Source organism: Actinoallomurus acanthiterrae (assembly GCF_054775715.1).
Genome location: NZ_BAAHCO010000001.1, coordinates 3,031,168 through 3,045,378 on the forward strand (window position 1 = coordinate 3,031,168; position 14,211 = coordinate 3,045,378).

The window sequence follows — 14,211 nt, forward strand, 5'->3', positions numbered from 1 at the left end:
GTCAGTTCCGGTGCAGACCCTCGCGAATCGTGATCTCGACGGGGGAGTAGGCGCCGTCGGTGCGCTCCAGCGCGTACGGGACGGCGGGGTGCAGCGGCGGCTGCGCCATGAACCGGGGCCGGCGCCCGTGGTGCGGCTGCCCGGCGTGCACGAGGAACGGGTGGCACAGGTAGACGTCGCCGGGCCGCCCCGTCGCGTACGCGAGCGGACGGTGCGCCGAGGCCGCCTCCACCCGCGCGGCGACCTCGAAGATCGAGACGCCCTCTTCGCCGTACGGCTCGAGGACCGGCGGCACGTCCAGGTGCGAGCCGACGCGGATCCGGGTCGGCGAGTCGGCCTCCCCGACCTCGCTGAACAGGAACAGCATCAGCAGCGCGCGGTCCTTCGACCGCAGGTTCGCGTGCGCCCACGAGACGCCGTCGCCCGAGTAGCTCGACTCGATGTGCCAGCCCGCGTCGTCCGGCTCCTCCTCGTGCGGGAACCGCAGCGGGAACGTCCCCAGCGACCGGCGCGGCACCCAGCGCCCCGGCCCGACCAGCCGGTCGAACGCGTCGTGCAGGACCGGCGTGTTCGCCGCCTCGACGAACGGCTCGGCCGCCATGTCCCCGACCCGGTGCACCGGCTTCACCCACGTCGCGGGGTCGTCGGGGTCGAACCCGGTCTCCGCCCACAGCAGCGCCGCGCAATCCCGCGCCGTACGGTCCGGGAACGCCTGCTCGATCTTCACGAACCCGTCCCGTACGAACCGGTCGACCATCGCGTCAGCCATGAGACGGCATTCTGGCCATGGCGGGGATGGAATGGCATCCGGTTTTCCGGGCAGCCGTTCGTACCGTGCCGGTGCCCTGGCGCGTGCCGCGTTCTCGGCATCGGACCCCGGGAGCATCCGAGTACCGCGCAGTACCATCCGACCCATGACGGGTAACGCGTTCCTGGCGTACATGGGCGTGGTGGTGTTGATCACTGCCACACCGGGACCCGATACGGCGCTGGTCCTGCGCAACGCGGTACGGCACGGCTGGTCGGCCGGTGTGCGTACCGGCACGGGGAGCGCCGCCGGACTCCTGCTGTGGGGCCTGGCCGCCTCCCTGGGGATCGCCGCCGTGCTGGCGGCCTCCGCGGAGGTCTTCGTCGTCGTCCGGCTCGCCGGCGCGGTGTACCTCTGCTACCTGGGAGTCCGCATGATCTGGCGGGCCGTCCGGGACCGTGCCAGGCCCGCGATCGGCCCCGACGCCCGGCCGGAGGTCTCGACGAGGACGCTCTTCCGGCAGGGACTGATCACCAATCTGCTCAATCCCAAGGCGGCGGCGTTCTTCACGGCGCTGCTTCCCCAGTTCGTGACTGCGCACGGAGTGGCCGCCACGCCGGTCATCATCGGCCTCGCGCTGATCGCGGCGACGGCGAACCTGACCGGCCAGTGCGTCTACGCCGCGGCCGCCCATCGCACGACCCGCCTGATCGGACGCCGCTACTTCGAACCGGTCCTCGACGGCGTCGTCGGAGCCGTCCTGACCGCGCTCGGCTGCCGACTGATGCTCACCAGCCGCCCCTGACCGGCCGGGCCGGGGATCAGAGGTCGAAGAGGCGTTCCGTGTCCGCGTCGGCGAGATCGAGCAGCCGGCCGACGAAGTACACCGTTCCGAGCGCGAGAACCCGCCGGCCGAGGTCGGCGAGGTGTCTGCGGCTCAGCTCCGTGTCGTCGACGACGTGCCCGGGTACCGGGTGCGTGAAGCTCAGGTGCTGATGGCTCGGCATCCGCACGTAGGTCACGGGCAGGCCGGCCAGCGCGGCGGCGACGCCGGCGACGTCCTTGTGGTCCGGCAGGCAGGCGAGGACGTGATCGATGCGGTCCCAGCGGCGGTACGCCTCGGCGAGGGCGGTCGCGGCGCCGGACCGGTCGATCGCCGAGTCGACGAGCAGCGTGGTGTCCGTACCGGCGACGTGGTGCCAGGACAGGCGGCCGGGCAGGCGTACGGAGGCGAGGACCCGGTTCAACCGGTCCGGGGAGGACCGGGGGCGTCCGATCGCCTCGAGGAGGCGGTCGGCGGCGACGAGGCCCAGCTCGGCGTTCCGGCGTCCATGGCCGGTCGGCATCAGGTCGGCCGGGATGCCGCTCGCGGCGATCACTTCCGGCTTCACGCGGCCGCCGGTACGGTCCGCGACGGTCGAGACGATCGCCTCGGTCACCGCCGGGCTCTGCGGGAGTGAGAGGACGGCGGACGCGGCGGCGGTCACGACGCCGGCCTTGTCCTTCGCGATCTCGGCGGGGGAGTCGCCGAGCACGCCGACGTGCTCGGCGAAGACCTCGGTGATCGCGAGGACGTCCGGCGGGAAGAGGCTCACCTCATCGGAGATCCCGCCCATGCCCGCCTCCAGCACGATCACGTCGGCCCCGGCGGCCTGGGCGTGCAGCACGCCGGCCAGCGTGAACAGGCCGCTCGGCGACAGGTAGCCCTCGCCGCTCCGGATCTCCGGCAGGGAGGCCGTCGCGTCACGGATGCGCCGGCCGAGCCGGTCCAGGGCGTCGGCGGAGATCGCCGTGCCGTCGACCCGGATGCGTTCCCGGTCCCCGCGCAGGGCCGGGCTGGTGACCGTGACCACGCGGCATCCGGCGGCGGCGAGACACGCGGAGGCGTACGTCGCGGCCGTGCCCTTGCCCTTCGACCCCACCACCGCGAGCACCGGCGCTCCTGCGACGTCCAGGCCGAGTGCGCGGGCGAGCAGGCGCGCACGCCCGACGCTGCGCCGGGCTCCCGGCCCGCGCCGATCCCACTCCGCGTAGAAGGCCTCCGTCACGTCTCGACGATAGCCAGGCTTGTCGGTGCCTTCCCCTACGGTGGCCGGCCGTGACGCCTTCCGAAGCGCCGTCGTCTCGCCGGGACGGGCTGCCCCGCACCTACATCGTCTGGCTGTCCGGGGTGCTGGCCTCCATGCTCGGCGACGCGGTCCTCTACTTCGCGCTGGGCTGGACGGCGTCCGCCCACGGCGGGTCCGTCGCCGCACTGGTGCTGACCGCGATCAACCTGCCACGAGCGTCGCTGCTGCTGATCGGCGGCGCCGTCGGGGACCGGTTCGGCGTCCGGAAGATCATGTTGATCGGCGACAGCACGATGATCGCCGTGACGGTGCTGCTGGCCCTGGTCGCCTTCCGATGGGGGACGACGACCTGGCTGCTGATCACCGCGGGACTGCTGATCGGGGCGGTGGACGCCTTCTATCTGCCGGCATCCGGATCCATGCCCAGACGACTGGTCGGATCGGACAGACTGCCGAAGGCTCTCGCCCTGCGACAGACGGGCGGTCAGGTGGTCGCCCTGGCGGGTGGTTCACTGGGCGGCCTCATCGTCGCAGCCGTGGATCTCCCAGGAGCCGCGCTCTTCGACGCGGCGACCTTCGGGATCGTCTTCTGGGTGTTGACGACGATCCGGCCGACCCAGGAGCTCCCGGCATCCGCCACTCGGAAGGGCACCCTCCGGGACGTCGCCGACGGGCTCCAGGTCGCATGGCGAAACCCGGTCCTCCGCGCCGCCCTCCTCCTGGTGGCGGCTGCGGCCGGAGCGTTGCTGCCCGTCATTTCGCTGCTGATGCCCCTTCTCGCCCGCCACCACGGATGGGGACCGGACGCGGCTGGCCTCCTCGCGGCGACGCAGAGCCTCGGGATCATCGGCGTCGCCGTCCTCGTCGCGGGCAGAGGCGGCGGCGAGCGGCCAGGCCGGACCGCGGCCCTCGGGCTGATCGTCGGCGGCTGCGGAACGGCTCTCCTCGGCCTTTCACCGTCGCCGATCGTGGCGGCGGGCGGCTCTCTGGTCATCGGGCTCGGGTCCGGCCTGTTCAGCACCCACATCGCACCTCTTGTGCTCGCCACGACTCCCGACTCCCACCTGTCACGTCTGCAGGCACTGCTGACCCTGGTCCAGAGCACCGCCCTGCTGGTGATGAACAACGCCCTGGGCAACCTCGCGGCGGCCACGGGTCCCGCACTTCCCCTGACTCTCTGCGCTGCCGCCGTCACGCTCACGGGGCTGGGCGGCCTGTGCTCCCCACACCTGCGCCGGACGACCGCCCAGGTCACAGCACCCGTTCCTCACGCACAGCCCGCACAGTGACGCGCCGCGGCGGGCTACGGGGCCGGGGCGGCGGCGGGGGGAGCCGGGCGTTAGTAGGCTGCTGGCGTGAGTGCGACCAGGTATGAGGAGGCCGTCAAGGGCATCAGGGCCCGGGGGGTCGAATGGGACATCGATCCGACACTGGACCGGATGCGTGATCTGGCGGACGTTCTCGGGTCGCCGCAGCGGGCGTACCCCGTCATCCACATCACCGGGACGAACGGCAAGTCGAGCACGGCCCGGATGATCGAGGCGCTGATGCGCGAGCGGGGGCTGCGGGTCGGCCTGTACACCAGCCCCGAGCTGCATTCGATGCGAGAGCGGATCACGATCGACGGCGCGCCGGTGAGCGAGCAGCGGTTCGCCGAGCTGTACGAGGACGTCCTGCCGTTTCTGGAGATGACCGACGCGAAGCACGACGTGAAGGTGTCGTTCTTCGAGACGCTGACCGCGATGGCGTACGCCGCGTTCGCGGACGCGCCGGTCGACGTCGCCGTCGTCGAGGTCGGCATGGGCGGCACCTGGGACGCCACGAACGTCGCCGACGGGGCGGTGGCGGTGGTCACCCCGATCGGCCTCGACCACACCCGCTGGCTCGGCGCCACGGTGGAGGAGATCGCGGCGGAGAAGTCCGGGATCATCAAGCCCGGCGCGATCGCCGTCCTCGCCCAGCAGCCGGTCGGGGCCGCGCAGGTGCTGATGCGGCGCGCCGACGAGGTCGGCGCGACCGTCGCGCGTGAGGGGCTGGAGTTCGGCGTGCTGGGCCGTGAGCTGGCGGTCGGCGGGCAACTGGTCCGGCTGCAGGGGCTGCACGGCGTGTACGACGAGGTGTTCCTGCCGTTCTTCGGCGCGCACCAGGCGAGCAACGCGGCGTGCGCGCTGGCGGCGGTGGAGGCGTTCGCGCGCGGCCGCGCCACGGGCGAGTCGGAGACCGACAGCGACCAGCTCGATCCGGAGCTGGTGCGGCAGGCGTTCGTGAACGCCACCTCGCCGGGCCGGCTGGAGGTCGTACGGACCGGGCCGACGGTGCTGGTCGACGCCGCGCACAACCCGGCCGGCATGGCCGCGAGCGTCTCCGCGCTGACGGAGGAGTTCGGGTTCACCCGGCTGGTCGGCGTCCTGGCGGTGATGGCAGACAAGGACGTGGCCGGCGTGCTCGAGGAGCTCGAGCCGGTGCTGGACGAGGTGATCGTCACCCGCAACTCCTCTCCCCGGGGCATGCCCGCGAACGAGCTGGCGGAGGTGGCGCGCGACGTCTTCGGCGAGGACCGGGTGCACCTGGTGCCCCGGCTGGACGACGCCATCGACCAGGGCATCACGCTGGCCGACGAGTCGGGGGAGTTCGCCGGCGCGGGCCTGCTCATCACCGGGTCGGTCACGACGGCGGGCGACGCCCGCGTCCTCCTGAGGGCGGCCGAGTGACCGCCCGCACGGCGGCGGTGGCCGTCGTCCGTGTCGTTCAGGCGGGTGACGCATGAGGCGGCTGTGCGCGGTCATGCTCACCCTGCAGGCGGTGGTGACGTTGCTGGCGATCCCGGTGGCGATCTCGGTGGTGCACGCGGACGCGACCACGGCCGGGACCGTGGGAGGCGTGTTGGCCGTCGCCGGGCTGCTGATCGCCGGGCTGCTGCGGTACCAGTGGGCCTACATCGCGGGCACCTTGCTCCAAGTTCTAGTGATAGCGACCGGTTTCGTGGTTCCGGTGATGTTCTTCCTCGGTGTCATATTCGGTGCGCTGTGGGTGGCGTCGATTTGGGTCGGTCGCCGGGTGGAAGGGGCGCAGCCGCGCTAATCTCGCGGGTGGCCTTTTCCCATCCTCCCGCCTTTTCAATCCGGTTAAACGCCAAAAAATCGACATTTAACATAAAGCGACCATCCGGATGGCGGCGGGAACGACGATCTCCTGAGGAGATTCCGGATGCCCACGCCCCCCGGGAAACGCGACGCCGCGGGATTCACCGTGCGGCTCGTCGTCATCGCCACGGCGCTCCCCGCCGCCGTGGTCGCCCTGCCCGACACGGCCTCCTACGTGATGCCGCAGGCGGTGCGCGACCTCGGCCTGTCGAACGGCGAGGCGGCCGGGTTCGTCCGCGCCTGCGGCCTGGCGCTGCCCGCCTTACTGCTCGTCACCCCGGCGGCGGCCGCGATCGTCCGCCGGGTGCCCGCCTGGCTCGTGCTCTTCGCCGGGCTGGCCGTCCTGCTCGCCGCCCAGGCGCTCTCGGCGCACGCCACGTCGATCGCCCTGATCGGCGCCGTGCGCGTGGCCGAAGGGGCGGGCGGCGGGGTCGTCCTGCCCGCGACGCTCGCGCTCGCCCGGGAGCGGCGGGAGTGCCGGGCGGCGCCCGCCGTGTGGGCCGGCACCCTCGTGGCGTCGCTCCTGCTCGCCACGCCGCTCGCGCTGGCCGTGACGGCCGCGTCGAACCCGGACGGGGTGGACTGGCGGGCGATCCTCCGCCCGTACTGGTGGCTGGGCGCGATCGCGCTGGTCGGCGCCGCGCTGCTCGGCCTGCTGCGGACGCGATCGGGCCACAAGCACGTCCCGCCGTCCCCGTCGCGCGGGGAGCGCGTCCAGTTGCTGCTGCCCGCCGTCCCGGCCGCGGGGTTCGCGTTCCTCGCGGTGGTCACGACCTACGACTGGTCGCCGGGCGCGCAACTGCTCCTGGCGGCGTGCGGGATCGCCGGGTTGCTCGGCCTGGCCGTCGTCGGCTCGCGCGACGCGGTCACCGGCAGCCCGCTCGGCTACGCCGTCGTCATGCTGGCCGCCGGTCTGCTGACCATGCCGGTGACCGGTCCGCTGGCCGGGCTGGTCGGCGGCCGGGCCGTGCCCCTGACGGCCTTCGTGGCGGGAGGGGCGGGCGCGCTGGTCGCCGCGCTGCCGGCCGGCGCGCTCGGGCGGGGCGCCGGCCGCGGCGCGGTGCTGTGCGGGTACGGCCTCGGCATCGTCGCGATCTTCCTGCTCCTCACCATGGGCGCGACGGCGAACCAGTGGACCCTGCTGGTGCCCCTGTGCGCCCTGGGGGCGGGAACGGGCCTGGCGGTCGGGGCCGCGCTGGGCCACACCGACCTCGGCCCGGGCCTGTTCGGCCTGTCGCTGTGCTTTCCCGCGGTGCTCGGCGGTCATCTCGTCGTGGGGCCGCTGCAGGTCGCCAAGGTCGGCGCCGTCACCAAGGCCGGTGGGGGACCGATGGCGGCGCTGTACGCACTCACCGCGGCGTACCGGCTGTGGCTCGTGGCGGCCGGCGTCCTCCTGGTGATCCTCGCGGCCGTGACCGCGTGGGTGAGCCGCAGCCGTGCGCAACCATCGGCCGCCGGCCCCGCCGATCCGGACGGAGCCGCCCTGCCCGCCAGGTAAGATCGCACCGATATGCGGCGGCCCGGCCGTGGCGACCTGCGGTAACACGGCCAGCCGGCGATCTCTCGCCGCGGCCCGCGCAAACAGGCAACCAAGGAGAATCATCCGTGTCCGAACGCAGTCTTGTCCTCGTCAAGCCCGACGGCGTACGCCGCGGCCTCGTCGGCGACGTCATCGCGCGCATCGAGCGCAAGGGCCTCAAGATCGTCGCCCTCGAGCTCCGCACGCTGGACCGCGAGGTCGCCGAGACGCACTACGAGGAGCACCGCGAGAGGCCGTTCTTCGGCTCGCTCGTCGAGTTCATCACCGGCGGTCCGCTCGTCGCCATGGTGGTCGAGGGGCCGCGCGCGGTCGAGGCGTTCCGGGCCCTGGCCGGCGCGACCGACCCGGTCGCCTCCGCCCCGGGAACCATCCGTGGCGATCATGCGTTGGAGATCCAGGAGAACATCGTCCACGGCTCCGACTCCGCCGCCTCGGCGGAGCGCGAGATCAAGCTGTTCTTCCCCGACCTTTTCTGACATTGGTCGCATAACCGCGCGGGCCCGACGACGTCGGCCCGCGCGTTTGTTTTCCCAGGTAACAAACCCGACCGGCCGGCCTGACCCGGATCACGACGCGCGGGGCTGGGTCTGCGTCAACCGGGATCTCTCGCGTTACCATGAGAATGCGTTCCGCACGCCCGCCAATCCGGAAGGGCTCCCTTTCTTCATGGGTAACAAGCTGTCGTTCCTGGGCCGTGACATGGCAGTCGATCTGGGTACGGCGAACACCCTGGTCTATGTGCGCGGTCGGGGCATCGTTCTGAACGAGCCGTCGGTCGTGGCGATCAACACCAACACGGGCAAGATCGTGGCGGTGGGCATCGAGGCCAAGCGGATGATCGGCCGTACTCCTGGCAACATCGTCGCGGTGCGTCCGCTCAAGGACGGTGTCATCGCCGACTTCGACGTCACCGAACGCATGCTGCGCTACTTCATCCAGAAGGTGCACAAACGCAGACATTTCGCCAAACCGCGGATCGTTGTGGCCGTGCCCAGCGGCATCACCGGTGTTGAGCAGCGCGCCGTGAAGGAGGCCGGCTACCAGGCCGGCGCGGCGGGTGTACATCATCGAGGAGCCCATGGCCGCCGCGATCGGCGCGGGGCTGCCCGTCCACGAGCCGACGGGCAACATGGTCGTCGACATCGGCGGCGGCACCACCGAGGTTGCGATCATCTCCCTTGGCGGCATCGTGACCAGCCAGTCGATCCGGGTGGGCGGCGACGAACTCGACCAGGCGATCATCTCCTACGCCAAGAAGGAGTACTCCCTGATGCTCGGGGAGCGCACCGCCGAGGAGATCAAGATGGCCATCGGCTCGGCGTACCCCTTCGGCGACGAGCCCCATGCGGAGATCCGCGGGCGCGACCTCGTCAGCGGCCTGCCCAAGACGATCGTGATCTCCGCCGAGGAGATCCGCCGCGCCATCGAGGAGCCGGTCAACTCGGTCGTCGACGCCGTCAAGACCACGCTCGACAAGTGCCCGCCCGAGCTGTCCGGCGACATCATGGACCGCGGCATCGCCCTCACCGGTGGCGGCGCCCTCCTGAAGAACATCGACGAACGGCTCCGGGAAGAGACCGGCATGCCGATACATATGGTCGACAACCCACTCGACTCGGTCGTCCTCGGATCCGGGAAGTGCGTCGAGGACTTCGAGGCACTGCGACAGGTCCTCGTGCCCGAACCACGACGTTAGGGAATCTGCCGGTGAACGACACCCGGCGAACCCGCGCCGTCCTCGGGATCCTGCTGCTGATCTCCTTGGCCATGATCACCGTCGACTACCGCGGGGGCGATCATTCGCCGCTGCGCGGGCTGCGCTCCTTCGGTGAGGCGATCTTCGGGCCGATCGAGGGCGCGGCGGCCGCCGTCGTGACCCCGGTCGGGCACGCGTTCGACACCGTCCTCGGCAGCCCGGACGCGCACCGGCGCATCAACCGGCTCGAACGCGAGAACCAGCGGCTCCGCGAACAACTCCGCTCCCAGCAGATCGACAAGACCCGCGCCGATCAACTCAACCGGCTGCTCGGCACCGCCGGACTCGGCCGCTACCGCATCGTCGCCGCCCAGGTCATCTCGGCCGGCGAGGGCGTCGAGGAGACCGTCTCCATCGACGCGGGCAGTACGGACGGCGTCCGCACGGACATGTCGGTGATCACCGGAGACGGCCTGGTCGGGCGGATCACGCAGGTCGGGCCCACGACCTCGACCGTGCTGCTGGCCACCGACGCGGCGTCGGCGGTCGGCGGCCGGCTCGAGGGATCGGGCGAGATCGGCGTCGTCCGGGGCACCGGCCGGCGCAGCGGCTCGTCCCTCACCTTCGAGCTCCTGGACTCCACCGTGGAGGTCAAGCCGGGCCAGCGGATCGTCTCCTTCGGCTCGCAGGGCGACCGGCCGTACGTCCCCGGGGTGCCGATCGGCACCGTCACGCGGATCGAGCGGACGCCCGGCTCACTCACCCGCACCGCCATCGTCAGCCCGTACACGCACTTCACCGGCCTCGACGTCGTCGGCGTCGTCGTCGCGCCGCCGAAGAAGAACCCCCGTGACGCGGTGCTGCCGCCGAAACCGACCGCCTCCGCCTCCGCGCCGGCTCCGCCGCCCAAGGCGTCCAGTCCGCCGCCGTCGTCGCCGCCGGCCGCGCCGAGCGCCCAGTCGTCCGAGTCCACCGAGTCCACCGAACCCACCGACTCACCGAGGCCGCGCAGGTCTCGCACGCCGCGAGGTTGATCCATGTCGCGCAACGTCCAGGCCACGATCGTCATCGCCGCCGCGCTGCTGCTGCAGGTGACGGTCGCCAACCGGCTGCCGCTGCCCGGCTCGGTCAGCCCCGACCTCGTGCTCTTGGCCGTGGTGGCGCTCGCGCTGGTCAACGGCTCGATGACGGGCCTGGTCACCGGATTCTTCGCCGGGCTGACCACCGACATCGTGCCGCCCGCCGACCACACGATCGGGCGCTACGCGTTCGTCTACTGCCTGATCGGCTACATCTGCGGCCTGGCGGCCGACGAGATGGAGCGATCACCCGTGCTGCCGTTCGTCGCGGTGGCCGCCGGCGCGCTCGCCGGATCGGTCCTGTACGCCATGGTGGGGATGATGCTCGGCGACCCGCGCACCCGCTGGCCGGTGGTCTCCCACCTGCTGCCGATCCAGGTGCTGTACGACGTGATCGCCAGCCCGTTCGTGGTCTGGGTCGTGCTGCGTCTGACCCGGAGGGCCGAACACGAGCGCGGCCCCGGCGGACTAGACGCGGTTCCCGGCTTCTACCGGGCACGATAGGAGGGAAGAGAATTGGGCCCGCGCTCGCACGTACGGCTCGTCGTGCTGCACGTGCTCGTCATGTCACTGCTGCTGTCGCTCGGCGGGCGGCTCTGGTACCTGCAGGTGATGAACGGCGCGCACTACAAGAAGGTCGCCGCCGACAACCGCATCCGCGACATCGTCGTGCCCGCGGTCCGGGGCCAGATCCTCGACGACGTCGGACGGCCGCTCGTACGCAACCGGACCGCCCTGGTCGTCTCCGTCGACCGGACGGCGCTCGCCCGCCAGGACGACGGCGGCAAGGAGACGCTGCGGCGTCTGGCGACCCTGCTCGGCACGCCGTACGAGCAGATCGCGCTGAAGATCCGGCTGTGCGGCCCGGGGATCAAACGGCCCTGCTGGTCCGGCTCCCCGTACCAGCCCATTCCGATCGACGACCGCGTCGACTCCCGCAAGGCCCTGCAGATCATGGAGCGCCAGGAGGACTTCCCCGGCGTGACCGCCCAGCTCGAGCCGGTGCGCGACTATCCCCGCACCGACGGCGCCACCGCCGCGCAGGCCCTCGGATACCTCCAGCCGATCACCCAGGACGAGCTGAACAGGCGCAAGGGCCTGAAGGTCACCGGGTTCAGCGGTGTCGACCTGATCGGCCGCGACGGCCTGGAGGCGATCTACGACAGCGACCTGCGCGGCGCCCCAGGCGACCGCAAGGTCCTCGTCGACAGCCGCGGGCGCGTCACCGGCATCGCCTCCGAACAGCCCCCGGTCGGCGGCGGCACCCTCGTCACCAGCATCGACGCCAAGGTGCAGGGCATCGTCGAGGCGGCCCTGGGCCAAGCGGTCAAGGACGCCCGCCACCGCGGCACGCCGGCCGACTCGGCCGCGAGCGTGGTCCTGGACGTCCGCACCGGGCGCGTCATCGCGCTCGCCAGCCTCCCGACCTACGACCCCACCGTCTGGACGGGCGGCATCTCCCAGGACGAGTACGACGGGCTGCTCAGCAAGGCGCACGGCCAGCCGCTGATCTCCCGGGCCACCGACGGTCAGTTCGCGCCCGGATCGACGTTCAAGATCTCCTCGCTGCCGGCCGCCGTCAAGGACGGCTACTCCCTGCACGGCATCTACCCCTGCCCGTCCTCGTACATGGTCGGCGCCCGGGCGTTCCGCAACTTCGAGGGCGAGTCGGGCGGGGACATCAGCCTGCACCAGGCGCTCGTCATGTCCTGCGACACGATCTTCTACCGGTTCGCCTACGAGGAATGGCAGCGCGACGGCGCCATACACCCGGTGAAGAACCCCAAAGACCCCATGATGAAGATGGCCAGGGCGTACGGCTTCGGCAAGCGCACCGGCATCGACCTGCCCGGCGAGGCCTCGGGCCGCATCCCGGACCGTGGCTGGAAGCTCGGCTACTGGAACGACACCAAGAAGACCGACTGCAAGCGCGCCAAGACCGGCTATCCGGAGGTCGCCAAGACCGACCCGGCACGGGCGGCGTACCTCAAGGCGATCTCCTCGGAGAACTGCGTCGACGGGTACGTCTTCCGCGCCGGTGACGCCGCCAACTTCTCCGTCGGCCAGGGCGACGTGCTGGTCACGCCGCTGCAGCTCGCCCGGGCGTACGCCGCGCTCGCCAACGGCGGCACGCTGTGGAGCCCGCGCGTCGGCAAGGCCGTCCTGGCGCCGGACGGCTCCGTCGCCCGCCGCATCGACCCGGTGAAGGCCGCACGTCTGCCGGTCGACCCGAAGGTGCTCGCCTACATCAGGAGCGCGCTCACCGAGGTGCCCAAATCGGGTACCGCCGCCGGCGCCTTCACCGGCTTCCCCTTCGACAAGCTGGCCGTCGCCGGCAAGACCGGCACCGCCGAGGTGTACGGCAAGAAGGACACGTCGTGGTTCGCGTCGTTCGCCCCGGCGAAGAAGCCGCGCTACGTCGTCGTGGCCATGGTTACCCAGGCCGGCACGGGCGCCACCACGGCCGCGCCGGCCGTCCGGCAGATCTGGGAGGGCATGTACGGCCTCGGGAAGGACCAGAGCGCCGCGCTGCCCGACGGCAACGTCCCGGACCGCCTGCCGGCCCTCTCACCCGACGGCACGGTCGCGGCCCCACCGGGCTTCACGGCCACCTCGAAGGCGGAGAACGAACAACCCGTGAAGCCCAAGAAGTCCCCGAAGGGCGAGCAACCCGCCGCGGGCCGGGAGCCCGTCGAGGCGCACCACCGGAGGCGCCGATGAGCGGGGTGAGGTGGCGGCGTGATCAGTGAGTACGGCCCAGCGCTCGGCCGGCGGCGGTCCCTGCCGGCCCGGCTGCTGGCCTCCCCCGCGCGGCGTCTCGACTGGATGCTGATCCTCGCGGTCCTCGCCCTGTCGCTGATCGGCTCCCTCCTGGTCTTCTCGGCGACCCGCGCGGCCGGGCCGGCGCCGAAGGCTTCCTGGCCAAGCACATCCTCAACGTCGCGATCGGGCTCGTCCTCGGCGGCGTCACGACGGCCCTGGACTACCGGCTGCTGCGCGCGTACGCGCCGATCGTCTACGCCGCCGCCTGCGTCGGCCTGGCCATCGTGCTGACACCTCTCGGGGCCACGGTCAACGGCTCCCACTCCTGGATCGTGGTCGGCGGCGGGTTCCAGATCCAGCCGTCGGAGTTCGCGAAGGTCGGCATGGTCGTCCTGCTCGCGATGATCCTCGGCGAGCCGCGCGACGGAGAGGTCGGCCCGGGGCGGCGCGACATCCTGCTCGCCCTGGCACTCGCGGCACTGCCCGCCGGCCTCGTCATGCTGCAGCCCGACCTCGGCACCACCCTGGTCTTCGGCACCGTGATCATCGGCGTGCTCGCGATGTCCGGAGCGCCGAAGCGGTGGGTCGGCGGCCTGGTCGGTTCAGGGGCCGCGCTCGCCCTGGCCGTCTGGTGGTTCCACCTGCTGAAGCCGTACCAGGTCAACCGGTTCACCGCCTTCGCCGACCCGACGGCCGACCCGCAGGGCGCCGGGTACAACGCCCAGCAGGCCCGCATCGCCGTCGGCTCCGGCGGCGTCTTCGGCAACGGCCTGTTCCACGGCGAGCAGACCACCGGTCACTTCGTCCCGGAGCAGCACACCGACTTCATCTTCACGGTGGCGGGGGAGGAGCTCGGGTTCGTCGGCGCCGCGCTGATCATCGCCCTGCTGGGCGTGGTCCTGTGGCGCGGGCTGCGCATCGCCCGCGAGGCCGCCGACCTGTTCGGCGGGCTCGTCGCGACCGGCGTCGTGTGCTGGCTGGCGTTCCAGACGTTCGAGAACATCGGCATGACCGTCGGCATCATGCCGATCACCGGCCTGCCCCTGCCCTTCGTGTCGTACGGCGGCTCGTCGGCCTTCGCCGACTTCATCGCCGTCGGCCTGCTCCAAACCGTCCACCTACGCCACAACCCGTACGAGTGATCCGAGCGGCCCACGTATTTCGCCTGTGAGT

11 protein-coding genes and 2 pseudogenes are annotated in these 14,211 nt (G+C 71.8%); 11 read left to right on the forward strand and 2 right to left on the reverse strand.

The annotated features are described in order from the left end of the window. Window position 1 precedes the first annotated feature (1 nt). Window positions 2-769: a phytanoyl-CoA dioxygenase family protein gene (locus tag ACYVF7_RS14710; protein ID WP_460339824.1), complete on the reverse strand. Its 768-nt coding sequence runs from the start codon at window positions 767-769 to the stop codon at window positions 2-4. A gap of 145 nt (window positions 770-914) precedes the next feature. On the opposite strand from ACYVF7_RS14710, the gene ACYVF7_RS14715 reads away from it, so the two are divergent. Beyond that, complete coding sequence (locus ACYVF7_RS14715) at window positions 915-1,553, forward strand: LysE family translocator (RefSeq protein ID WP_460339825.1); 639 nt, start codon at window positions 915-917, stop codon at window positions 1,551-1,553. A gap of 16 nt (window positions 1,554-1,569) precedes the next feature. On the opposite strand, the gene ACYVF7_RS14720 is transcribed toward ACYVF7_RS14715, so the two are convergent. After that, window positions 1,570-2,796, reverse strand: a complete 1,227-nt coding sequence (locus ACYVF7_RS14720; RefSeq protein ID WP_460339827.1) for a folylpolyglutamate synthase/dihydrofolate synthase family protein — start codon at window positions 2,794-2,796, stop codon at window positions 1,570-1,572. A 50-nt stretch (window positions 2,797-2,846) separates the two neighbouring features. On the opposite strand from ACYVF7_RS14720, the gene ACYVF7_RS14725 reads away from it, so the two are divergent. From ACYVF7_RS14725 to rodA, 10 genes and pseudogenes are all read left to right on the forward strand, one after another. Continuing rightward, the gene (locus ACYVF7_RS14725; protein ID WP_460339829.1) at window positions 2,847-4,106 is read left to right on the forward strand and encodes an MFS transporter; all 1,260 of its coding nucleotides are present in this window, start codon (window positions 2,847-2,849) and stop codon (window positions 4,104-4,106) included. A 66-nt stretch (window positions 4,107-4,172) separates the two neighbouring features. Continuing rightward, on the forward strand, window positions 4,173-5,528 hold the full coding sequence (locus ACYVF7_RS14730; protein WP_460339830.1) for a bifunctional folylpolyglutamate synthase/dihydrofolate synthase: 1,356 nt from the start codon (window positions 4,173-4,175) through the stop codon (window positions 5,526-5,528). 52 nt (window positions 5,529-5,580) lie between these two features. After that, window positions 5,581-5,898 carry a DUF4233 domain-containing protein gene (locus tag ACYVF7_RS14735; protein ID WP_460339832.1) on the forward strand — a complete coding sequence of 106 codons (318 nt, stop codon included), beginning with the start codon at window positions 5,581-5,583 and terminating at the stop codon, window positions 5,896-5,898. Window positions 5,899-6,024: 126 nt separating this feature from the next. Further along, window positions 6,025-7,458, forward strand: coding sequence for a hypothetical protein (locus ACYVF7_RS14740; protein WP_460339834.1), 1,434 nt, complete (start codon window positions 6,025-6,027; stop codon window positions 7,456-7,458). Between the two features lie 107 nt (window positions 7,459-7,565). Next, on the forward strand, window positions 7,566-7,976 hold the full coding sequence (gene ndk / locus ACYVF7_RS14745) for a nucleoside-diphosphate kinase (RefSeq protein ID WP_345442676.1): 411 nt from the start codon (window positions 7,566-7,568) through the stop codon (window positions 7,974-7,976). 190 nt (window positions 7,977-8,166) lie between these two features. Then, a pseudogene (locus tag ACYVF7_RS14750) lies at window positions 8,167-9,196 on the forward strand (rod shape-determining protein). A gap of 11 nt (window positions 9,197-9,207) precedes the next feature. After that, window positions 9,208-10,230, forward strand: a complete 1,023-nt coding sequence (gene mreC, locus ACYVF7_RS14755; RefSeq protein WP_460339836.1) for a rod shape-determining protein MreC — start codon at window positions 9,208-9,210, stop codon at window positions 10,228-10,230. Between the two features lie 3 nt (window positions 10,231-10,233). Next, the gene (gene mreD, locus ACYVF7_RS14760; RefSeq protein ID WP_460339838.1) at window positions 10,234-10,779 is read left to right on the forward strand and encodes a rod shape-determining protein MreD; all 546 of its coding nucleotides are present in this window, start codon (window positions 10,234-10,236) and stop codon (window positions 10,777-10,779) included. A gap of 12 nt (window positions 10,780-10,791) precedes the next feature. Further along, on the forward strand, window positions 10,792-12,996 hold the full coding sequence (gene mrdA / locus ACYVF7_RS14765; protein WP_460339840.1) for a penicillin-binding protein 2: 2,205 nt from the start codon (window positions 10,792-10,794) through the stop codon (window positions 12,994-12,996). Window positions 12,997-13,017: 21 nt separating this feature from the next. Continuing rightward, window positions 13,018-14,180, forward strand: a pseudogene (gene rodA, locus ACYVF7_RS14770) (rod shape-determining protein RodA). Window positions 14,181-14,211 lie beyond the last annotated feature (31 nt).